The organism is Corynebacterium sp. HMSC074C05 (assembly GCF_001838325.1).
In the GTDB taxonomy this organism is placed as follows: domain Bacteria; phylum Actinomycetota; class Actinomycetes; order Mycobacteriales; family Mycobacteriaceae; genus Corynebacterium; species Corynebacterium amycolatum.
This window is the reverse complement of the sequence record NZ_KV836292.1, coordinates 190,544-210,858: the sequence shown is the minus strand read 5'-3', so window position 1 is coordinate 210,858 and position 20,315 is coordinate 190,544. Positions and strand designations below refer to the sequence as shown.

Below are 20,315 nucleotides of genomic sequence, written 5' to 3'. Positions count from 1 at the left end.
TCTACCCGGTCACGACAGCAAGGCACACTTGACGCTCCGCATTGTCTGCAACATGGCAGCAAAATGCCCCACCCGAAGCAATCGGATGGGGCATTCACACTAGCTAGCAGCTAGAGGTTAGAGCACAAATTACAGCGAATTAGTGCTGACCAACCTCGAAGCGGACGAAACCGGTCAGGGTAACGCCAGCCTCTTCCATGAGCTGCTTAACGGTCTTCTTGCTGTCAGCGACGGACGGCTGCTCCAGCAGAACAACGTCCTTGTAGAAGCCGTTCAGACGGCCCTCGACGATCTTGGCGATAGCCTGCTCCGGCTTGCCCTCTTCGCGAGTAATCTTCTCGTAGACAGCGCGCTCTGCCTCGACGCGGTCAGCCGGGACATCCTCGCGGGACAGGTACTGAGCCTTCAGAGCGGCAACCTGCATAGCTGCTGCGTGAGCAGTCTCTGCAGCGCCCTCTCCCTCACCGGTGTAAGCAACCAGAACACCGACAGCTGCCGGCAGGTCTGCTGCACGGCGGTGCAGGTAGACAGCGATGTTGTCGCCCTCGAGAGTAGCAGCGCGACGCAGCTCCAGCTTCTCACCGATCTTTGCGGAGAGCTCCTGGGTAGCCTCAGCTGCGGTCTGACCGTCGAGGTCAGCTGCTGCGAGCTCTTCCGGGGAGTTTGCCTTGACTGCTGCGGCAGCGTCGGCGACCTTGTTGGCGAAGTCGATGAACTCCTGGTTCTTGGCAACGAAGTCAGTCTCGGAGTTGACCTCGACCATGGTGTTACCAGAAACAGCAATCAGGCCCTCGGCAGCGGTGCGCTCTGCACGCTTGCCGACGTCCTTTGCGCCCTTAATGCGCAGGATCTCGACAGCCTTGTCGAAATCGCCGTCGGTCTCGACGAGTGCGTCCTTACAAGCCTTCATGCCGGAGCCGGTCAGCTCACGGAGCTTCTTGACGTCAGCAGCAGTGAAATTCGCCATGCTGGGCGTTCCTCCTTGTGGTGGTTAGAACTTGTGGTGGTTAGAAAGTTCAGCTTTACTCAGCGGATGCCGTCTCAGTTGCAGCGGAGCCCTCGGCGTCCATCTCTGCAGCCTGGTCGGTGTTCTCAGCGGCGGACTCGATCGGAGCGTCGCCTGCTGCTTCGCGAGCAGCGTTGGCCTCGCGCTCAGCGCGAGCCTTGCGGCCCTCTTCAACAGCGGTGGAGATGATGCGGGTCAGCACGGAAGCAGCGCGGATTGCGTCGTCGTTGCCCGGGATCGGGAAATCAACGTCATCCGGGTCGCAGTTGGTGTCCAGGATGGCAACAACCGGAATGCCCAGCTTCTTAGCCTCGGAGACAGCGATGTGCTCCTTGTTGGTGTCAACAATCCACAGTGCGGACGGAACCTTGGACATGTCGCGAATACCGCCCAGGGTGCGCTCCAGCTTGGTGCGCTCACGGGTCAGCATCAGGATTTCCTTCTTGCCGCGACCCTCGTAGCCGTTCTCAGCAGCGTCCATTGCCTGAAGCTCCTTCAGGCGAGCCAGGCGCTTGGAAACGGTGGCGAAGTTGGTCAGCATACCGCCGAGCCAGCGGTGGTTGACGTACGGCATGTCAACGCGCTCTGCCTCGTTCTGAACGGCTTCCTGAGCCTGCTTCTTGGTACCGACGAACAGGATGTTGCCACCGTGAGCGACAGTCTCCTTGACGAACTCGAAAGCCTCGTCGATGTAGGTCAGGGTCTGCTGCAGGTCGATGATGTAGATGCCATTGCGCTCGGTGAAGATGAAACGCTTCATCTTCGGGTTCCAACGACGGGTCTGGTGACCGAAGTGGACACCTGCATCGAGCAGTTCTCGCATGGATACAACAGCCATGTCATATTCAGGGAAGATCCTCACGTCCAGCCTGACTAGGGCTGCGGCTGCTTCCCTTCCTTTCTTATCCGATATAGGTGGTTACAGTTCACGCACAGGCTTTCCCTGTGCCCTAGCGCTCCCCCGCTGCCTCACACCCGACAGATATCCTGCCGAGCACCCGTGAACCAGCCGGAATGGGTCGCGCGCGTAGTCTTTGTGCTAATGACCGCCCATTAAGGCAGACACCGCGAGCGTAATCTTATCTGATACATCGCGCAGGTCGCAATATCTGACACACCCTGCTATCCACAGGGCAAAAAGTCATCCACAGCTAGAACCGTTTGCAATGCACTGCCGCTTGTCGACGAGTGCAGCGTCCGCCACACTATCGCGCATGACGACCAAGCAGAGTTTCAGGCGCTCGCTAATGCGCACATTAGCGCTATTCGTGCTCGCTGTCGCGCTAACAACACCCCCAAGCCCACCTACAGCTACCGGCGAACCAGTATCCACTATTGCGCATACCTTCCCTGTCCACGGCAAAGTTCTACGTGACTACGCCCGACCGGAAAAACGCTGGCAGCCTGGACACCGCGGAGTTGACCTGGACGCCTCCCCGGGCCAGCCAATCCGTGCCTCAGCGCCCGGTGTGGTGCATTTCGCCGGTTCGATTGCTGGAATGACTTCCGTGTCGATCATGCACGCCGATGGCATCCGCACAACCTATCAGCCCATAGATACCGCACTAGAAAAGGGAGACCGCGTGGCCGCAGGCCAGGTGATTGGCCATCTTGTGGTCAGCGCCAATCATCCCGAACCGGGCCTGCATTGGGGTGCGCTGCGCGGCAAGGACTATCTCAATCCGCTGGATTTGATACAGCGGAGGCCAATCGTACTCAAGCCCGTGCGCAGTTAAGCGCGCGGATGTGCCCGCTTATGCACTTCACGGAGGCGGTCCGCTGAGACGTGGGTATAAATCTGTGTGGTCGCCAGACTCGAATGGCCGAGCATCTCCTGCACCACACGCAAGTCAGCGCCACCTTCCACCATGGCCGTGGCCGCAGAGTGCCGAAGCGCATGCGGTGAAACATCAGCCCATTTATGAATAACTCGGCGCACCTGCCGCGGATTCAACCTACCTCCACGCACACCGAGAAAAAGCGCATGTTCAGCCTGTGCGGAAGCATGAAAGTTTCCACGCACCTGGACCCAGCCTTTGAGCGCCGCCCCCGCTGGCGCCCCAAAGGGCACGATGCGCTGCTTGTTACCCTTACCCACTACCGAGATGATGTGGCGGGAGAAGTCCACATCAGAGACGTCGGCCTTGCACAGCTCCTCTACACGCATCCCAGTGGCATACAGCAGTTCCACGATGGCCAAGTCGCGTGCCGCTACTGCGCTGTCCTCAGAAGAGACTTTCTCGATTGCTGCCTCAACCTTCTCCGGCGACAGCACTTCCGGGAGATGCTGATGCTTCTTCGGTGTTGACAGCCGCAGCGACGGATCAGCATCGAGAAGTTTCCGAGCTACAAGCCAACTACAGAACTGCCGAATAGACGTCGTTAAGCGAGCCAGTGATGACCGCGCAGCCCCCTCCGCATGCTTCGCGCCGAGGTGCGCACGGATGACCGGGGTGGAGAGTTCACTGATGTGGTTCAGGCCGGCGAGGAGAGGGATGAGATCGGCTCGATAGGCGCGGACGGTTGCACCGGAGAGTCTGCGGGAATAAGTCAGCTCATCGAGAAAATCCATGAGTACGGCCTCAATATTGGCGGATAACCCGAAATCCGGCTCAGCCGTGTCGTCTTTATCGGTTGCGCGCTTCACGGTTCTGACCTTAGTAGATGCACGCCGCAAGGCCTCACCAGACAGCGGAAAAAGGCAGTGACTCCGACTTTCGCCAGAGCCACTGCCCTATTGCCTCACCCATGTCACAAGCCCGTTTCCGTAACAGTTACTTAGGCTTGCCTTGCCTATATTACTGAGCGTACAGAGAATTGCAATACCTAATTCAAGATTTTTTCGAGATTCTTTGCAGAAAGTTTTACTAATGCCTCACTAACGCCTCTGTTCCTGGCGCAACCACCCACCCTCCACCCGATTGGTCAGCCCCTGTCCCTGCAGCTCTAACAACAAATGTGTCGTAAGCGCTATGGCTAATCCCGCCTGTGCCGCGACTTTTCCCACTGGTGTTGGCTCCGCAGAATTCAGGGAGTCGTAGACAGCGAGCTCGTTTCGAGAAAGCTTCTGCACCGCCGACTTTTCCCACAACAATTCGAGCTGAGCATCCTCATTCACTGTGCCAACTGACCGATACAGCGACCGCACATTGTCGGCACTACACACCAGTACAGCCTCGCCACTGCGGATTAGGTCATGACAGCCAGAGGTAGTTTGCAGCGTCACCGGTCCCGGCACTGCTCCCAAGGGCTTGTTTAACCTCACTGCCCAGTTCGCTGTGTTGCGCGCCCCTGAACGCCAGCCCGCCTCGACGATTGTGGTTGCTCGTGATAGGGCCGCTACCAGCCGATTCCTAGTCAAGAACCGATGTCGCGCAGGTCGCACTCCCGGTGGATACTCCGTAATCAGCGCACCCCGCTCTGCAATCCGGTCGAAGAGTTCTGCATGCGCCCGCGGATAGTCAACCCCTACACCACCCGCTCCGACCACAACCGTAGTGCCGCCAGCGTCGAGCGCAGCACGATGCGCCGCGGCATCAATCCCTAACGCACCACCACTGATGACGCTGACCCCCGCATTCGCGAACTGTCCCGCGAATTGGGCCGCCACTTGTGTCCCGTAGCTGCTGGCCATCCGCGTTCCGACAATCGCCACCGTTTCACTGAGCATCTCCCGCAAGTCACGGCCACGCACCCACAGCGCAAGTGGTGGCGCATCGGCGCGGTCACGGACTTCGAGCGTCGTAAAGCAGGACAGCAGCTCCCCCGGCCACTCTGGGTGTCCCGGATAAATAAGGCGCCATCCCATCGCTGCCGCCAGCTCCAAATCCTGGCCGCTTTGGTCAACCTGGGCCCGCGCCTGCGTCGTATTGAGCAGACCTTCCGGCAGCCCGGCGCGAGCCTTGATCCTCTCCGCTACCTCTACCGGCCCAAACTCCGTCACGAGCCACACAATCTGCGGATGCGTCGCCTCTACCACACGATTCAGATAAGCCCACGCGTGAATTTCGTCCATTTTCTCCCCCTTGATAATGGTTCGGTTGCATTAGCCGCTCGTTGTATTAGCCGCCCTCGCGGTCGTGCAGCTGGCAGGCACGTTGCATGTGCTCGAAGGTAAACGTGTCTACCCCCGAGAGATCTGCGAGCGTCCACGCCACTGCGATTACTTTGTCCACTCCCCGCTGGGTAATCTCTCCGTTCCTCAACTGAAAGTCCAATAACGCCATCGCCTCTTCGTCCAGGCCCGCGTGACGACGCAGAAGCGCGCGTGGCACACTCGCGTTGGTGACGGCTGCTTCGTCGGCAAGCCCCAGGGCCTGCCATCGGTGGCGGGCACGGTCACGTGCGGCCTGTACCCGATCGCGAATGGCAGCGGATGGCTCATTGTGTGCTTTGTTTTTAATGCCCAGCTTGGCCCCGGCGGGACTGAGCGTGACGTTGAGGTCCATGCGATCGCGTAGCGGGCCCGATAATGCGCGACCATGCTTGGCTCGCTCGCTACTAGAGCAGGTGCATTCGCTGGCATACGCCGCCCCGCACCGACAGGGATTAGTCGCCATGACTAGTTGTGTTCTTGCCGGAAAGGTCACTCGATGGTGCGTACGCAGGTGGACGACCACGCCGTTTTCCATCGGCATCCGCAACGCATCCAATACCGCCGGGCGCATGAGGGTGATTTCGTCCAAGAAGAGCACCCCATGGTGGGCAAGGCTAATCGCGCCGGGCTTGGGCACAGCACCGCCGCCGACTAGCGCTGCCACAGTCGCGCTGTGATGCGGTGCCACAAACGGTGGATGTTGGACAAGAGTATCCGTAGTATCGAGCGCTCCGCCCACCGAATGCAGCGCGGTGACCTCGAGCTGCTGCCACTTCTGCAATGGCGGCAGGATTGTGGGCAAGCGCTCAGCGAGCATGGACTTTCCAGTTCCCGGAGAACCCTGCATGAACAGATTGTGCCCACCTGCTGCCGCTACCTCGAGGGCAAAGCGGGCCTCAGGTTGGCCATCGACATCGGCTAGGTCTACTGAGAAGGCTTGTTCGCTGGGGACGTCGTTAAGCGCGGGCGTCAAACCTGATCCGGTGAGTACCCAGCCCCATAGCTGTGTGAGGTCGGCTGCGGTGCAGACTGCAATGCCGTCGACAAGCGCGGCCTCTGCGGCGTTAGCGGCGGGCACGACGACCCAACGGGCACCGGCCTCGCGGGCGGCAAGGACCTGCGGCAGCACTCCACGCACCGGGCGAATGGAACCGTCGAGCCCGAGTTCGCCAATGAGCACCGTGTGGCGGAGACGACCGCGAGCCTCCATGTCATCCCTGGTTGCGATTAGGATGGCACAGACGATGGCGAGGTCAAAGCTAGTGCCGTGTTTGCGGATATGCGCCGGCGACAGACTAACCACGACTTTTGTTTTCGGCCAGGGCAGCTGCGAGTTAGCAACCGCCGTGCGCACGCGATGCTTGGCTTCCCCGACGGCGGCATCGCCGAGCCCACCGATATACATTCCCGGCAAGCCACGCCCAACGTCGGCTTCGACCTGCACAATAGTTCCCTCAATGCCACTGAGGCTGACTGCGAGAGCTGTACCGACAGTCATCTAGCAGTCCCACATGGTTGCCGCGTCGCAGATTGCGGGAATGTACGTAACCGCTACGACTGGAGGACCGGACGAAGGACTGGACACTGTGACTTCTGCGCAGTCGATAACTACGGACTCCAACCAGTAGGTAGAGCTTTCTGACCGCCACTGCGCCGCTGCCTTGTACAAATGACGAAGCTTTGCTGCGGTGATGGCCTCTCTGCCGTCCCCAAACTGACTACTTCGCGAGCTGCGCCGTGTTTTTACTTCCACAAAATGCAGCCTGCCGTCGACGTCTTCAGCAATAAGATCGAGCTCATAGCGTCCGACGCGCTCATTCCGAGCAATAATTTCCCACCCCTGATTCTCCAACATCTCAGCGACGAAATCCTCCCCAAACGCGCCGAGCTGTCTCGTTGTCAGTTCTTCAAAGTTCTGTGTCATAGCCCCCGGTCCCCCTGGTTCCCCGTTGAATTGTGCCTAGGCTGTTTAGTGCCTAGACTTTTGCCGCCTTGGCGGTTCGGAAACACTCTTGCACAGCGGGCATGACAAAGGCCTTCCGATAGATGCTCGGAAGGCCCAAACTGTGGATAATTTTTCGACTGTGGATAACTGTTAGCAGCTAGCTATACCAAGAGATGAAAAGCTATAAAAGCTACGGCAGTCGTAGGTCAGGCTTATCCAGTTCCTCGATATTGACGTCCTTGAAAGTGATGACGCGCACGTAGCGGACAAATCGCGCCGGGCGGTGGACATCCCACACCCAGGCGTCCGACATCCGCAGCTCGAAGTAGACCTCGTTTTCGCTGTTGTGCGGGATTAGCTCCACAGCGTTGGCCAGGTAGAACCTGCGCTCCGTCTCAACAACATACGAAAACTGGCTAACGACATCGCGGAACTCCTTGTACAGGGATAGTTCAACGTCGGCCTCGTAGTTTTCTAGATCTTCTGCGCTCACGACCGCGACGGCTCCTTCGAGTGTTTACATGTTGCTCTTTTGTACATGTTGGCCTATTCGGGGTGCTCAAGATACTCCGCGTGCGCCAAGCGCACATTGCGGTATGACCACCGATGTTCGGGGGTTGCGCCATGGCGTGAAATCGCTTCCATATGCGATGCCGTGCCGTAGCCCTTATGCCCCGCCAGACCATAGTCCGGATACTTCTCCGATAGGTCAACCATAATGCGGTCGCGGGTGACTTTGGCTAAGACACTCGCAGCAGCAATGCATCGGCAGGCAGAATCGCCACCAATCACGGGCAAATAGGGTGCTGTGAAGCCGGACACCTTGAGTGCGTCGGTAAGCACATAGCCAGGGCGCTGCCCCAACCCGGCTACCGCGCGGCGCATTCCAGTGACATTCGCGTCCTGGATGCCGAATTGATCGACGTAAGACGCGGGGATCGTCGTCACGCAAAAAGAGGTGGCGAAGCGTTGGATGAGCGGAAAGAGCCGTTCGCGTGCGGCTGGCGTTAGTTTTTTAGAATCGGTGAGCTTATCCAGCTCTGCAATGGGGCGTTCGGGAAGGCAGCAGGCGGCGATAACTATCGGGCCTGCACAGGCGCCACGGCCAGCCTCGTCGACCCCAGCTACAGGCCCAAAGCCGCGCCTTGCCAGCGCGACCTCCATCGTGCGCGACTGCTTCAACCTCCGCAGTTTCGGCGCCGGCGGCGCGAGCAGACTGTGCTGACTAGTTGTGCTGGATTTAGTTGTGCTGGATGTCCGGATCATCGACGCCACCGATTCGGTTAAACGGCAGAATGATTGCCTGCACCTTGCCGACGACGTTATCCAGCGGCACAGTACCCTGCAGCTCGTCACCCATGTGATAGCGAGAGTCCGCGGAGTTGGTGCGGTTGTCACCCATGACCCACAGATGCCCCTCCGGCACTGTTACCGGCCCGAAGTAAGGACCACCACACTGCTCTGAGCCAAGATTATCCACCACCGGCTTGTCTGCCGGAGTTTTAATGAAATCCTGGTCTGTCATCTTGCCGTCGACCATGATGCCGGGATCTCCTGGCCGGCACTGCACAGTCTGCCCGCCCGTGGCAATCACACGCTTGACCAACGCATTTTCATCCGGGGCGACAAGGCCAATCCAGGACCCAACCGTCTGCAGCGAGTTCGCCACCGGGTTAGTAGAACGCTGTGACACGTAGTTACTATTCCAGGACTCCGGGCCATTAAAGACGACAACATCGCCGGGCTTGGGATCTGAGAACTGGTAGGAAACCTTATCCACCCAAATGCGGTCACCGGTGCACCCGACACATCCGTTGAGCGTCGGCTGCATCGACTCGGATGGGATCACGTAGACGCGGCCGATAAAGGACTGCACACCGGCACTGATGAGCAGGGCAATCACGATAATGATTGGAATCTCGATGTACCACGGAGTGTGCTTTTCAGGCTCCTCGTCAAGTTTCCGGAAGCCTTTCAAGCCTTCAGTACGGTCTTCTTTTTGGCCGTCAGTCTGTTCGCGCGAATCGTCGTCGGTCATGGGAAATGACTATACGCGATAGAAAAATCCCCACCGAGCTCAACACTCGATGGGGATTATTTTGCGCCAAAGGACTAGCGGCGCTCCTTGATGCGTGCAGCCTTACCGCGCAGGTTGCGCAGGTAGTACAGCTTCGCACGGCGAACGTCGCCCTTGAAGACAACGCGAATCTCGTCGATGTTCGGGGAGTGCACCGGGAAGGTACGCTCAACAGCGATACCGAAGGATACCTTGCGGACGGTGAAGGTCTCGCGGACGCCACCGCCCTGGCGACGGATAACGACGCCCTTGAAGACCTGAATACGCTCGGTCTTACCTTCAACAATCTTTACGTCGACCTCGACGGTGTCACCAGCGCGGAACTCCGGAATGTCGTCGCGCAGGTATGCTGCATCAACCTTGTCAAGAATGTTCATGGAAACTTATTCCTTTACTTTTTGCATAGACAGAGGACCCTGGCGGCGCTTTCCCACAGAGGGACGCTCGGCCGGTTCATGCCCGAAACAGGTAAAGCTGCCTATAAAGACAACCTGGAAATTATTACACACCCCCTGGTCAGAAACCAAACTCATCCATGCTCGGCGGGTCTTGCGGGTTGGGAGTATCGGCGTCTTCTCCCCCGCGCGCTTCCTCGACCAGCTTCCGCGATTGCTCAATCAGCTCCTGGCGATACTCGTTATACTCTGCCAGCGCCTGCGTCATCCGCAATCCCCGTTTGTCAAAGGTGTAGCGTCCGTGCCCGGCGAGCGGCCCATCTTCCAAGCTCACCGCCTTTTTGCCCGTGCTTGACGACGTCCACAGTTCCACTCCATCTCGATTACGTGCAACATTCCACAGACCAGCCGTTTTCATGTTGTGATGTCGACGGCAGAGGCAGTGGAGGTTCGGCGTTTCCGTTGCCCCGCCCTCCTCTGGGCGCTCTTTGTCATACGGCTCAATATGGTCAATGTCGCAGAGCTCCGCAGGCACATCACAGCCTGGGAAACGACACGTGCCGTCCCGACCTTTAACGAAGGCCCTCTGACTTTCGGTTGGGGCGTAGCCCTCCGCAGTTTCGTCGGCAAGCATACGAATATGCGTGACCTTATCAATCCACGCTCGCGTAGCTAGCTGCGAAATCCAGCCAACGCCGCCAAGCCAGGCGGTGCGAGGGCGCTCCTCTGTGGCGGGACAGTACAGGTTGAGTATGATTTTTGCCTCCGCGGTGCCGCGGATGAGGTGCGTCAAAGCTTCGACACGGGTGCAGCCAGCTGAGGTGGAGATGGATTCGAGGGTGGCTTTAAATTCGAGAGCGCGGGTCTTTTCCAGCTCCATAAAAACTTCCGCGAAGTTGTCGCCGTCTTCAAAACCGATGCTCTCTCCTACTATTTCGCGTTCTCCTGCGGGAAGCAGCGGATCAACATCCCCCGGAAGGTTTTTGGGGCGAAGCTGAGGTTCAATTTCTTCGATAACCCGTTGCAGGAACTTATGCAGGCTGCGAACTCCCCGGAGCGCCTCGCCATGCTTACGGGGAATGACAAAGCGGGCAATTTCTTCTTCAACAGCTGCACGCACCTCTGGATCATGGAGCGGCGCTGTCGCGCGAGCAATGGTGATCAAATGCGCAAAGGGCAAATGAGCTCGAGCTTTAATAAAGGCACCCAGCCGAGGCATGCGCGCTAACTGAATGCCGACCTCTACATACTCGAGCGCTTTACCGCGGGAAATACCCAACTCGGGCGCGATTTCAGCAATGTATGCATCCACATCGATCTCAAGCGACTTCGGCGTGCAACCGCAAGCTATACCCAGTTCCAAGCGGTTGCGTTGGATACCCGCCACCGCCAACTGGTTCGTAGATGACTCGTGGAAAAACTGCGGCGCTTCAGGCAGCAGAGCCGCTTGGTAAACATCGGACGGTTGTTTGGCCGGACTATCTTTTTCAGACATTGTTCCCCCAAAGCCCCAACCCCACTCGGTGTCGGCGACCAGTGAATATCACTAGCCCAACGCCAAGAAAAGAAGCTCAAGTACTTTTGTTCTTGATACCACCATTTTAGCACTCTCATTCGATTACACAACCCCTTTGGTGAAACTTTTTCGCTTGTTTTTTCGAGTGAGATATTGAATGTCACGAGGTGCATATTCTTGCGACAGGCCGCGCACGCTAAGACGGCGCGCTAGAACGTCACGCTGATACACACGCCAATAACAACCGCCGCTGACCGCCGCCGACCGTCGCCACAAAGCATCCCCCCACTGATAGATTGTCTCCATGCCACAGATTCCACGCTTTGACCCCTGGATTGTTCGAGGAACAATCATCGCCCCGTGTGCACTGGCCATTGCACAGCTTCTATGGGTGATTGCTATTTCCGAGCGGCTACCGGAACAAATAGCAACGCATTGGAGCGGTAACGACACTCCCAACGGTTTCATGCCGCCGATTCAAAGCACCTTGATTATGGCCATCATCGTCATCGCATGTGCACAGATCGGTTGGCTCGGCGCCAAGACCAGTACGCCGCTTGTCGTACGCAAGCCAATTGCAATAACCAATCTCGCCCTCTGCGGCTTCTTAATCGGCATTGAATTCGCGATTATCATCCCGCAACTCGACACGACGGATCCGACGACCGCCCGAATCGGCTGGATTTATGCAATCGCCGGTGTCGTCATCGGTCTAGCAGCTGCCCTATTCGTGACGCGCCGCCTCAAGGACTACTCCTCGCTTACCGACGCCACGGTCACCGAGCCGACATCGCCACAGTTGCCCCATCGAGAAGGAGACCCAACTCCCATCGATGTCAGTGTGACCATCTCTAAGGGGGTCAAGGTCGCCCTTGCAGTCTGGTGCGTGGTGTCTGTAGCGCTCGCAGTGTTCCTGCCAAGCCTCGGCATTATTTTCTTGCTGTGCACGCCGCTATTCCTCATTGCATATGAGACCGGCATGACACTAGATACCGCCCCAAAGACAGATTCCATCACTATTTTTAACGGTTGCGGACCATTGAAGATGAAGCACCGCATCGAGCTTCGAACCGTTAAGTACGCGGCACCGGGGAAATATAACTGGGTCGATGGTGGCGGTATTGGCCTTCGCCTCGGCAATGACGGTCGCATCAGCGTTGCGGCCCGGTCGGGCGAGGCCGTCAAGATTGAGACCTCAGGCTCCAACTACACCATCGTCGTACCGGATGGAATGGCTGCGACTGTCGCGGGAGAGATTAACAGCCGCATCGACGCTATGCGCTAACAGGCTATGCGCTAACAGATCAAGCGCTAAAAGCCCGCCCTGCGCAGCGCGTCGGCCATGGAACCGCCCTGCTTCTTGTTCTGGGAACCGCGCTTGCGCCCCTTGCCGTGACCATCACCACGACGACCACCACCACGACCTTCACGGCGACCGCCGCCACGCTTTGGCTTGGCATCCGAGGCGTCGTCGTCAAGCCTGAGCGATAGACCGATTCGATTGCGTTCGACGTCAACGTCGAGAACCTTTACCTTGACCACCTCGCCCGAGCGGACGACCTCATGTGGGTCGGAGACGAAACCGCGGGCCATGTTGGAGACGTGGACGAGACCGTCCTGGTGGACTCCGACGTCGACGAAGGCGCCGAAGGCCGCGACGTTAGTCACGGTGCCCTCGAGAATCATGCCGGGCTGAAGATCGGAGACCTTTTCCACGCCTTCCTTGAAGGTGGCGGTGACGAACTCGGGACGCGGATCGCGGCCAGGCTTGTCCAACTCAGTCAAGATGTCCTGGACGGTGGGCAGACCGATGCCGGCGGACTCGTCGACGAAGTCCGCAGCACGCAACTTGGACAGGACGCGGGAGTTGCCGATGATCTCCTGGACGCTGACGCCAGCCGACGCTGCGATGGCGTCGACGACGCGGTAGGACTCCGGGTGCACAGCTGAGGCATCCAGCGGGTTGGTGGCACCGTGGATGCGCAGGAAGCCAGCGCACTGCTCGAAGGCTTTGGGACCGAGACGCGGAACCTTCAACAGTTCCTTTCGGGAGGTGAAGGCGCCGTTTTCGTCTCGGTAGGCGACGATATTGTCCGCAACGGTCGAGGACACGCCAGCAACGCGACCGAGCAGCGGTGCGGAAGCGGTGTTGACCTCCACACCGACAGCATTCACGGCATCCTCCACCACGGCATCGAGAGAGTGCTCGAGCTTGGTCTGGGAAACATCGTGCTGATACTGCCCGACGCCGATGGACTTCGGATCGATTTTCACGAGCTCGGCAAGCGGGTCCTGCAGGCGTCGGGCAATCGAAACGGCACCTCGGAGAGAGACATCCATGTCCGGGAACTCAGCTGCGGCCAGGGACGATGCGGAGTACACGGAAGCACCGGCCTCAGAGACCACCACAGGGGTCGGCTTTTGGCCTCCGGCCTGAGCAATCAGATCGGCTATTTCGCGGGCCAGGGTTTCGGTCTCGCGGGAAGCGGTGCCATTGCCGATAGCCATGAGCTCCACGCGGTGCGTGGCACAGAGAGTGGCCAGCTGCTCCTTGGCGCCAGACCAGTCATTGCGCGGCTGGTGCGGGTAGACGATGGCAGTGTCGAGCACCTTGCCGGTGGAGTCGATAACGGCGCACTTCACACCATTGCGGTATCCCGGATCCAGGCCGAGAGTGGCGCGCTGACCAGCAGGGGCAGCCAGCAGCAGGTCGCGCAGGTTACGGGCGAAGACATCCACGGCTTCAGCCTCGGCGCGCTCCTTCAGTCGAGTGCGGGCATCGAGGGCAGCGGACACCTCCAACTTGGTACGCCAGCCGAAACGAACGGCTTGGTCAATCCACTTGGAGGCACCGCCGTCGGGAAGCTCAAAGGCCTCACGAATCATGTGTTCGTAGGTCTCATCTTCACCCGCATCGATGTTGAGAGTCAGGATGCCCTCGGCCTCTCCACGCAGCACGGCCAGCACGCGGTGGCTGGGCATGGTCTCCAGCGGTTCGTTGTGCTCGAAGTAGTCGCGGTACTTCGCACCCGCAGTCTCCTTGCCCTCCACCACGGCAGCGGCGGCGGAACCGGAAGACCACACCTGCTCACGGACAGAGCCAACCAAATCAGCATCAGTAGCGAAGCGATCGACCAAAATGGCACGGGCACCGGTCAGAGCGTCCTTCGCATCCTTACCAGCTGCCTCGCCGTACTTGGCGGCCAGAGCCTCTGGGTCCGCCGCGGGGTCGGCCAGTAGCTCCTCCACCAGCGGTTCGTACCCGGCCTCACGCGCAATATCGGCCTTGGTCTTGCGCTTCTTTTTGTACGGCAGGTAGAGATCCTCCAACCGTGCCTTGGTGTCGCAGGCGAGGATGGCGGCCTTGAGGTCGTCGCTAAGCTTTCCCTGCTCTTCGATGGCGTCGAGAATCGTCTGCTTGCGCTCTTCTAGTTCGCGCAGGTAGATTACGCGTTCCTCGATGAAACGCAGCTGTGTGTCATCGAGCCCGCCGGTTACTTCTTTGCGATAGCGGGCGATGAAAGGCACGGTGTTGCCTTCGTCGAGAAGCTTGATAGCGGCTGCGACGGCACTTTCGGCAACGTCCGCACCAGTGGCGGCGAGTTCTCGGGCAATTACTGATGAAATCACCCGGGCAACTTTACTATCGTGGAAGTACCAATTGGCGAACGCCCCACAGAAGGCTCGCAGTTAACACCGGAAAAGGAGCCCCATGAAGCAGAAACTCTGTGCCGAATACCTGCGCATTTCCGATGAGGAGGCAGCGCGGTTAGTTGAGGTCGCAGCACCTGCGGCGACCAGCGACGGCGGCACGGCGGGGCTCGTTAACGACGGCGCGGAGAAGATTATTCTGCAGCACTTCGTCGACGTTCCGGACGAAGATGCCCTGGACATCGACACGGACTGGGAGTCCCTGCTGCGCACCCTGACCGGCAATCCCATCGACGGCCAGGCGCTCGGCGACCCGCTGGCGGAGGCCATCCTCGGCGCCGACCGCGTCTGCCGCAAGCCGCTGTCTGCAGTCATCCGCGCCGATCGCGTCGGCGACGTGCACCAGGCGCTGGCAAACATCGACTTAGACGCCCGCATCACAGACAATGGTTCGCTTATCGACGAGGCCACTGCGACACAGCGGTACCGCGAACTCGTGGCCTTCTACGAGGAGACTAAGGCAGCGCGTAGCGCCGTGCTCGTGGCCATCTCCTAAGAACTAGCAGCGCAACTGCTAAGCCGATAACTCCGGCGATGAGGCCGCCGATAACATCGGTGAGCCAGTGCGCCCCGACCCACACGCGCGACAGTGCCACAGCACCGATAAGCGCGATGATGGCCAGGTCGAGCAGCTTGCGAGCTGTGCGGCGCAATACGGGGATGGCCAGCTGCATCGCGGCCATGCCGCTGGAGGTAACCGCTGCCACATGTGCAGAAGGAAACGCCGCATCGTGCAGGTTGACCAGAGAGAACTCCTCGCCCGGTCGATCGCGGTCCAAAAACCACTTCATGGCATAAGTCACCGCAATCGACGAACCGAATGACGCCGGTAGTAGCAACGCCCACGCACGGAAGCGGAACCATAGAAGTGCCGCAGCAACTAGTGTGACCGGCGCGACGTAAATCGGCCGGATAATCTCGCTCAAAGTCAGCATCAAACTATCGACGCGGCCATCCTGTGCTCCATGCAGGTCACTGACCCAGCCTGCAAACGACTGATCTACGCTCCCCGCCAGCTGCGTTTGAGTGAACCACGCCAGTGCCCCTAGGACAGCTAACCAACCAATGACGTGCCGGGGTCGCGCAATTCGAACACGTGCCACTAGCAGTTCTCCTCGGTTACTTCCCCAATGACCTCTTGAATTATTTCCTGGTCACGGACGCTGAGGTCGACGTCGGCAAGCAAATCCGGACGACGTTCGGCCGTACGAATGAGTGACTGATCGCGCCGCCAACGGTCCACCAGCGCGTGATTGCCGCTGAGGAGAACGTCCGGCACTTCTAGTCCACGCCACTCGCGCGGCTTTGTGTAGGACGGCCCTTCGAGCAGACCGTCAGAGAAAGAGTCCTCCTCGTGGCTCTTGCGGTTGCCCAACACACCTGGGATTAACCGCACGACGGACTCCGCAATCACCAGCACCGCCACTTCCCCGCCGATCAGCACATAATCCCCAATAGAGACCTCACGCACGCGATAACGATTAGCGGCATCATCAATAACGCGCTGGTCAATGCCCTCGTAGCGCCCGCACGCGAACACAATGTGCTCCTCGTGTGAGAACTCCTGCGCCATCTGCTGCGTAAACGGCTCGCCCGCCGGGGTCGGGACAATCAGCAGGGGCTTCGCTGAATCTTCTTCGCTTAACGACGGCACTTCCACTGCAGCATAGGAAGATTCCTCGGCCAAACCCAGTTTCTGATCATGGCGGACATTGTCCAAATGCGGCACAGCGGATGTCAACGACTGCTCCACTTTCAGCGTCGCGACCTCGTCGAGAGCGGGACCCCAGACATCCGGCTTCATAACCATGCCGGGGCCACCGCCGTAGGGCGAGTCATCCACGGCCTGGTGTACACCTGGCGCCCAGTCGCGCAGGTTGTGCACTCCGACGCTCAAAATGCCCTGTTCGATTGCCTTGCCCAGCAGCGCATGACGCAGTGGCTCGAGGTACTCCGGGAAGATTGTGACTACATCGAGACGTAAGCTCACAGCTCCAACAGTCCTTCCGGTGGAGTGATGGTGACGGTAGAATTCTCAAGGTCTACTTCCGGAACGATTTCCTCTACCAGAGGGATAAGAACCTCCCGGCCGCCGCCGTCAAGCGTGACTTCAAGGAGACGGTGAGCGGGAGCACGAACAATAGAAGTGACCTCGCCGATATCGGTGCCGTTGTAGACAACGCGCAGGCCAACGAGCTCAAAGTCGTAAAAGTCCTCGTCTTCGAAGACGGGCTCGGCATAAAACTTCATACCCCGATGACGCTCGGCCTCATTGCGCCCCGGAATCTCTTCGAAGCGAACCAGCAAACGCCCCTGGTGTGGGCGTGCCGTTTTAACAGTCAGCTGTTCCTCACGGCCGGCCTGTACACCCAACAGCGTGGCCCCGACTGCGAAACGCCCTTCCGGGTCATCCGTTGTCGCATCGACGACGACTTCCCCGCGTACACCGTGGGGCTTAATTACTCGGCCAATAAGCACCATGTCAGCTACCGACACGCGCACACTCCCTCTCTTATAAAGGCTCTGTAAAACACCCGCGTAAAGCAAAAAAGGCGCCACCTAACACTTCGTCTTGAAGTATAAGGTAGCGCCCGGATTAGCTAAGCGGCGTACTCAGCGTCCTTATTACTCGGCGTCCTCGGAAGCCTCGGACTCAGCAGCCTCAGCCTCGGCAGCCTTTGCGGCCTCCTCAGCTTCCTTAGCAGCCTTAGCTGCTTCCTTGGCCTCGCGGCGCTTAGCGGTGATGGCCTCAGCGGACGGGCCGTTGTTGGCCTCTTCCAGAGCCTTGTTGAACAGCTCGAGCTTGGTCGGCTTCGGCTCAGCAACCTTCAGGGTGCCCTCTGCACCCTCGAGGTCCTTGAACTTCTGCCAGTCGCCGGTGACCTTCAGCAGAGCCAGAACCGGCTCGGTCGGCTGTGCACCGACGCCCAGCCAGTACTGAACGCGCTCGGAGTCAATCTTGATGATCGACGGCTCTTCCTTCGGCTGGTAGATGCCCAGGTTCTCGATAACCGCACCGTTGCGACGGGTACGAGCATCAGCAACGACAACGCGGTACTGAGCGGTACGAATCTTACCCAGGCGCTGCAGCTTAATCTTGACTGCCATGAGGATTTCCTCTTTCTTCTATGTCACTGGACAATACTTATGCATCCGAGCTCACGAGTAATAGCTACCGAAGTGCCTCGGACCGGTTTTGCCCTTGGGATATTTACACTGCGCGTGACCACCGGGCGGCCGTGGCCGGATCCGATGAATTCGCAGTCGTGCCTCAGCTGAGGGTTCTCATTGAGACAACTTGAGGTATGTTACCAGCAGTTTTTGGAAATTAACAAAACTGCGCACTCGAAACACTGCACACCCACTAAAGCTGGACGTCGTTGACAGTGCGGTAACGTAACATTCTATGAAAACCACCGGCACCCAGTATAGGTATGACTTGGACGGACTACGGGGCATTTCAATTGCCCTCGTAGTCCTTTTCCACGTTTACGTCGGTCGCGTTTCCGGTGGTGTGGACGTATTCCTCTTGCTCTCCGGGTTTTTCTTCTTCGGCGCGCAGTACCGCAATGCCATCAACCCCAGGCAGTCCATCAATCCATGGTGGAGTATTTGGCGTACGCTGCGTCGCCTAATCCCGACACTGGTGCTGGTCCTCTTCGCGACAACCCTGTTTGTCGTTTACTTCATTCCATCGCTTCGCACCATCGACATTGCCCAGCAACTCCGCGCCAGCCTGCTCTACTACCAAAATTATGAACTGGCAATCCAGGGCTCAGACTACGCTGCCGCAGAGAGCGAAACTTCCCCACTGCAGCACCTGTGGTCAATGTCGGTACAGGGTCAGTTTTATCTCGGCTCCATTTTGCTCATCTCCCTACTCGCCTGGATGACGCGCTCATCCCGGATTGTCGGGACTGTCACCTCACCAGTGGAGGCGAAGCGTACCGACGCTACTGGCGGTAGACTCCGCCGAATCCTCACCCCGTTGCTGGCAGTTATCACTCTCGGCTCGCTTGCCTATGCCTTCTATATGCACTCCGAGAACCAGGGGTGGAACTACTACTCCACTGTCAGCCGCCTCTGGGAACTCTGCCTCGGCGCACTACTCGGACTGATTCTTGTCCGGGGCCCCATCCCCATGCCCAAGCCTCTACGAGTGCTGTTAGCAGCCATCGGCCTCGCACTGGTGGTCTCCACCGGTTTCATCTTCGACGGCGCCGCGCAGTTCCCAGGCCCTTGGACCCTATGGCCCCTCGGTGGTGCTGCGCTGATTATTATCGCCGGCCCCGAGGCAGGTTGGATTTCCAAGTTCCTGGCCAGCCGCCCAATGCGCGAGATAGGCCAGAGCGCCTACGCGCTCTACCTGTGGCACTGGCCTCTTCTCATCCTGGCCATAAACTACCTCAACCGCGATGCCCCGGGGCTGAAGCTCGGTACCGCGGTCATTATCGTTTCCTTCATTCTGGCCAAGCTCACCAATAAATATGTCGAGCTGCCGCTGGCCCAATCGACTCGTCGACCGACCCGGACACAACCCGTCGTCGGCGATGCCATCCACGCAATCAAGCATCGTCGCCCGGCTCGTCGTCAAGCGGTAGTCGGCGCTGTTGTAATCATTGCGTTGGTTGGCATGACCAGCCTTGTCAACGTGCAGCAGCTGCGCGTCAATCGTGCCTCTGCCACCAGCCTAGATCCAATGGTCTATCCAGGTGCGCTCGCGCTTACCGACGGGTACGAGGTGCCGAAGGCAGCCACAAAGCCGAATACCGATTTCATCACTGACCTCTGGCCGGAACCCGCCCTCGATGGTTGCCTTGCGACAGGCGGCGAAGATGTCGGATACTTCCCGCCGAATCGCCGTTGGCGCGATGAGACCCAGCCGTGTGTTTACGGTGACCCGGATGCTAGTGAATCGATTGTCATAATCGGGGGCTCGCACATGGAACACTGGTTCGCCCCAATTGATGCCTACGGCAAGAAGCACGGTTACCGAGTGGTCGTTCTCCTTCGACAGGGCTGTCCAGCGACTTTAGAACCAATCCACGGAGTCGGCGACATCTGCGTGCCCTGGACTTTCGAGGCACTGCAGAAAATTGACGAGATTCAGCCAGAGATGGTTTTCACCACCTCGACCAGGCCCTTATTCCAGGCAGACCCACCGCAGCCCGGCGACTATACGCCGGATGGCTATGTCTCGTTTTTCGCTGCTCTACAAGAACGCGGAATTGATTTCTTCGCCATCCGCGATAACCCGTGGGCGCTACGGGAGGACTTGAGTCAGTTCTCCCCCAGCGTGTGCGAAGAAGCGAACGAAGATTGCACCATCCACCGCAAAACTGCTCTAAATGCAGAAAATCCCTCTGAGGAAATTCTTGCAAACTTCCCCAACGGGCACAGTCTAGATTTTTCCGACATCTTCTGCGGCCCGACTACCTGCCGCAATGTTATCGGCAATATCTACGTCTACCGCGACAGCAATCACATCACCGATGAACTAGCGGCCACCTTCAGTGCCGAAATGGGCCGCCAGATCCAGGAGAGCCTGCGGGACTAGCTACTTCTTGCC

20 protein-coding genes are annotated in these 20,315 nt (G+C 58.8%); 4 read left to right on the top strand and 16 right to left on the bottom strand.

Features of this window, described 5'->3' with window-relative positions:
• Positions 1-139 precede the first annotated feature (139 nt).
• Together tsf and rpsB are read right to left on the bottom strand one after the other, a co-directional pair.
• Complete coding sequence (gene tsf / locus HMPREF3042_RS07130; RefSeq protein ID WP_048735543.1) at positions 140-967, bottom strand: translation elongation factor Ts; 828 nt, start codon at positions 965-967, stop codon at positions 140-142.
• Between the two features lie 55 nt (positions 968-1,022).
• The gene (rpsB, locus tag HMPREF3042_RS07125) at positions 1,023-1,844 is read right to left on the bottom strand and encodes a 30S ribosomal protein S2 (RefSeq protein WP_038628671.1); all 822 of its coding nucleotides are present in this window, start codon (positions 1,842-1,844) and stop codon (positions 1,023-1,025) included.
• A gap of 376 nt (positions 1,845-2,220) precedes the next feature.
• Here rpsB and HMPREF3042_RS07120 point away from each other — a divergent pair, with 376 nt between their 5' ends.
• Positions 2,221-2,742, top strand: coding sequence for a murein hydrolase activator EnvC family protein (locus HMPREF3042_RS07120; RefSeq protein ID WP_082149844.1), 522 nt, complete (start codon positions 2,221-2,223; stop codon positions 2,740-2,742).
• On the opposite strand, the gene HMPREF3042_RS07115 is transcribed toward HMPREF3042_RS07120, so the two are convergent.
• From HMPREF3042_RS07115 to HMPREF3042_RS07075, 9 genes are all read right to left on the bottom strand, one after another.
• Positions 2,739-3,578: a tyrosine recombinase XerC gene (locus tag HMPREF3042_RS07115; RefSeq protein ID WP_371440725.1), complete on the bottom strand. Its 840-nt coding sequence runs from the start codon at positions 3,576-3,578 to the stop codon at positions 2,739-2,741. The two genes, HMPREF3042_RS07120 and HMPREF3042_RS07115, sit on opposite strands and share 4 nt — an antisense overlap.
• 306 nt (positions 3,579-3,884) lie before the next feature.
• Positions 3,885-5,021 (bottom strand): DNA-processing protein DprA, encoded by a 1,137-nt coding sequence (gene dprA, locus HMPREF3042_RS07110; RefSeq protein ID WP_070856671.1) that lies wholly within the window; start codon positions 5,019-5,021, stop codon positions 3,885-3,887.
• 46 nt (positions 5,022-5,067) lie between these two features.
• Positions 5,068-6,600, bottom strand: coding sequence for a YifB family Mg chelatase-like AAA ATPase (locus HMPREF3042_RS07105; RefSeq protein ID WP_070856670.1), 1,533 nt, complete (start codon positions 6,598-6,600; stop codon positions 5,068-5,070).
• Entirely contained in the window at positions 6,601-7,026 is a 426-nt protein-coding gene (locus HMPREF3042_RS07100; RefSeq protein WP_070856669.1) for a YraN family protein, read from the bottom strand.
• Positions 7,027-7,237: 211 nt separating this feature from the next.
• Positions 7,238-7,540 carry a DUF2469 domain-containing protein gene (locus HMPREF3042_RS07095; RefSeq protein WP_005509529.1) on the bottom strand — a complete coding sequence of 101 codons (303 nt, stop codon included), beginning with the start codon at positions 7,538-7,540 and terminating at the stop codon, positions 7,238-7,240.
• 53 nt (positions 7,541-7,593) lie between these two features.
• Positions 7,594-8,238: a ribonuclease HII gene (locus HMPREF3042_RS07090; RefSeq protein ID WP_083327449.1), complete on the bottom strand. Its 645-nt coding sequence runs from the start codon at positions 8,236-8,238 to the stop codon at positions 7,594-7,596.
• 49 nt (positions 8,239-8,287) lie between these two features.
• Positions 8,288-9,085, bottom strand: coding sequence for a signal peptidase I (gene lepB, locus HMPREF3042_RS07085; protein ID WP_048735525.1), 798 nt, complete (start codon positions 9,083-9,085; stop codon positions 8,288-8,290).
• 74 nt (positions 9,086-9,159) lie between these two features.
• A complete protein-coding gene (gene rplS / locus HMPREF3042_RS07080) occupies positions 9,160-9,501 on the bottom strand; it encodes a 50S ribosomal protein L19 (RefSeq protein ID WP_048761860.1) in 342 nt (113 codons plus the stop codon).
• 139 nt (positions 9,502-9,640) lie between these two features.
• Positions 9,641-11,014, bottom strand: a complete 1,374-nt coding sequence (locus HMPREF3042_RS07075) for an HNH endonuclease signature motif containing protein (RefSeq protein WP_070856667.1) — start codon at positions 11,012-11,014, stop codon at positions 9,641-9,643.
• Between the two features lie 325 nt (positions 11,015-11,339).
• On the opposite strand from HMPREF3042_RS07075, the gene HMPREF3042_RS07070 reads away from it, so the two are divergent.
• Positions 11,340-12,320 carry a DUF1648 domain-containing protein gene (locus HMPREF3042_RS07070; protein WP_070856666.1) on the top strand — a complete coding sequence of 327 codons (981 nt, stop codon included), beginning with the start codon at positions 11,340-11,342 and terminating at the stop codon, positions 12,318-12,320.
• A 26-nt stretch (positions 12,321-12,346) separates the two neighbouring features.
• Here the strand turns inward: HMPREF3042_RS07070 and HMPREF3042_RS07065 are convergent, their stop codons facing one another.
• Positions 12,347-14,665, bottom strand: a complete 2,319-nt coding sequence (locus HMPREF3042_RS07065) for a Tex family protein (RefSeq protein ID WP_070856665.1) — start codon at positions 14,663-14,665, stop codon at positions 12,347-12,349.
• Between the two features lie 82 nt (positions 14,666-14,747).
• Here HMPREF3042_RS07065 and HMPREF3042_RS07060 point away from each other — a divergent pair, with 82 nt between their 5' ends.
• Complete coding sequence (locus HMPREF3042_RS07060; RefSeq protein WP_070856664.1) at positions 14,748-15,242, top strand: DUF1877 family protein; 495 nt, start codon at positions 14,748-14,750, stop codon at positions 15,240-15,242.
• Here HMPREF3042_RS07060 and HMPREF3042_RS07055 read toward each other — a convergent pair.
• The 4 genes from HMPREF3042_RS07055 to rpsP form a co-directional block, all read right to left on the bottom strand.
• Positions 15,202-15,849: a phosphatase PAP2 family protein gene (locus tag HMPREF3042_RS07055; protein WP_070852348.1), complete on the bottom strand. Its 648-nt coding sequence runs from the start codon at positions 15,847-15,849 to the stop codon at positions 15,202-15,204. The genes HMPREF3042_RS07060 and HMPREF3042_RS07055 overlap by 41 nt on opposite strands.
• Entirely contained in the window at positions 15,849-16,736 is an 888-nt protein-coding gene (trmD, locus tag HMPREF3042_RS07050; RefSeq protein WP_070856663.1) for a tRNA (guanosine(37)-N1)-methyltransferase TrmD, read from the bottom strand. Before trmD ends, HMPREF3042_RS07055 begins: the two co-directional genes overlap by 1 nt.
• A complete protein-coding gene (gene rimM, locus HMPREF3042_RS07045) occupies positions 16,733-17,227 on the bottom strand; it encodes a ribosome maturation factor RimM (RefSeq protein WP_070856753.1) in 495 nt (164 codons plus the stop codon). Before rimM ends, trmD begins: the two co-directional genes overlap by 4 nt.
• A 144-nt stretch (positions 17,228-17,371) precedes the next feature.
• Positions 17,372-17,854 carry a 30S ribosomal protein S16 gene (rpsP, locus tag HMPREF3042_RS07040; protein ID WP_070856662.1) on the bottom strand — a complete coding sequence of 161 codons (483 nt, stop codon included), beginning with the start codon at positions 17,852-17,854 and terminating at the stop codon, positions 17,372-17,374.
• 298 nt (positions 17,855-18,152) lie between these two features.
• On the opposite strand from rpsP, the gene HMPREF3042_RS07035 reads away from it, so the two are divergent.
• Complete coding sequence (locus tag HMPREF3042_RS07035) at positions 18,153-20,303, top strand: acyltransferase family protein (RefSeq protein WP_070856661.1); 2,151 nt, start codon at positions 18,153-18,155, stop codon at positions 20,301-20,303.
• The last annotated feature ends 12 nt before the right edge of the window (positions 20,304-20,315 follow it).

Excerpts from the sequence above, each read along its gene's own strand:
- dprA (WP_070856671.1), bottom strand. The coding sequence starts at position 5,021 with ATGGACGAAATTCACGCGTGGGCTTATCTGAATCGTGTGGTAGAGGCG.
- rpsB (WP_038628671.1), bottom strand. The coding sequence starts at position 1,844 with ATGGCTGTTGTATCCATGCGAGAACTGCTCGATGCAGGTGTCCACTTC.
- HMPREF3042_RS07060 (WP_070856664.1), top strand. The coding sequence starts at position 14,748 with ATGAAGCAGAAACTCTGTGCCGAATACCTGCGCATTTCCGATGAGGAG.
- rimM (WP_070856753.1), bottom strand. The coding sequence starts at position 17,227 with ATGGTGCTTATTGGCCGAGTAATTAAGCCCCACGGTGTACGCGGGGAA.
- HMPREF3042_RS07105 (WP_070856670.1), bottom strand. The coding sequence starts at position 6,600 with ATGACTGTCGGTACAGCTCTCGCAGTCAGCCTCAGTGGCATTGAGGGA.
- HMPREF3042_RS07115 (WP_371440725.1), bottom strand. The coding sequence starts at position 3,578 with ATGGATTTTCTCGATGAGCTGACTTATTCCCGCAGACTCTCCGGTGCA.
- HMPREF3042_RS07120 (WP_082149844.1), top strand. The coding sequence starts at position 2,221 with ATGACGACCAAGCAGAGTTTCAGGCGCTCGCTAATGCGCACATTAGCG.
- HMPREF3042_RS07070 (WP_070856666.1), top strand. The coding sequence starts at position 11,340 with ATGCCACAGATTCCACGCTTTGACCCCTGGATTGTTCGAGGAACAATC.
- lepB (WP_048735525.1), bottom strand. The coding sequence starts at position 9,085 with ATGACCGACGACGATTCGCGCGAACAGACTGACGGCCAAAAAGAAGAC.
- HMPREF3042_RS07035 (WP_070856661.1), top strand. The coding sequence starts at position 18,153 with ATGAAAACCACCGGCACCCAGTATAGGTATGACTTGGACGGACTACGG.
- rplS (WP_048761860.1), bottom strand. The coding sequence starts at position 9,501 with ATGAACATTCTTGACAAGGTTGATGCAGCATACCTGCGCGACGACATT.
- tsf (WP_048735543.1), bottom strand. The coding sequence starts at position 967 with ATGGCGAATTTCACTGCTGCTGACGTCAAGAAGCTCCGTGAGCTGACC.
- rpsP (WP_070856662.1), bottom strand. The coding sequence starts at position 17,854 with ATGGCAGTCAAGATTAAGCTGCAGCGCCTGGGTAAGATTCGTACCGCT.
- HMPREF3042_RS07075 (WP_070856667.1), bottom strand. The coding sequence starts at position 11,014 with ATGTCTGAAAAAGATAGTCCGGCCAAACAACCGTCCGATGTTTACCAA.
- HMPREF3042_RS07100 (WP_070856669.1), bottom strand. The coding sequence starts at position 7,026 with ATGACACAGAACTTTGAAGAACTGACAACGAGACAGCTCGGCGCGTTT.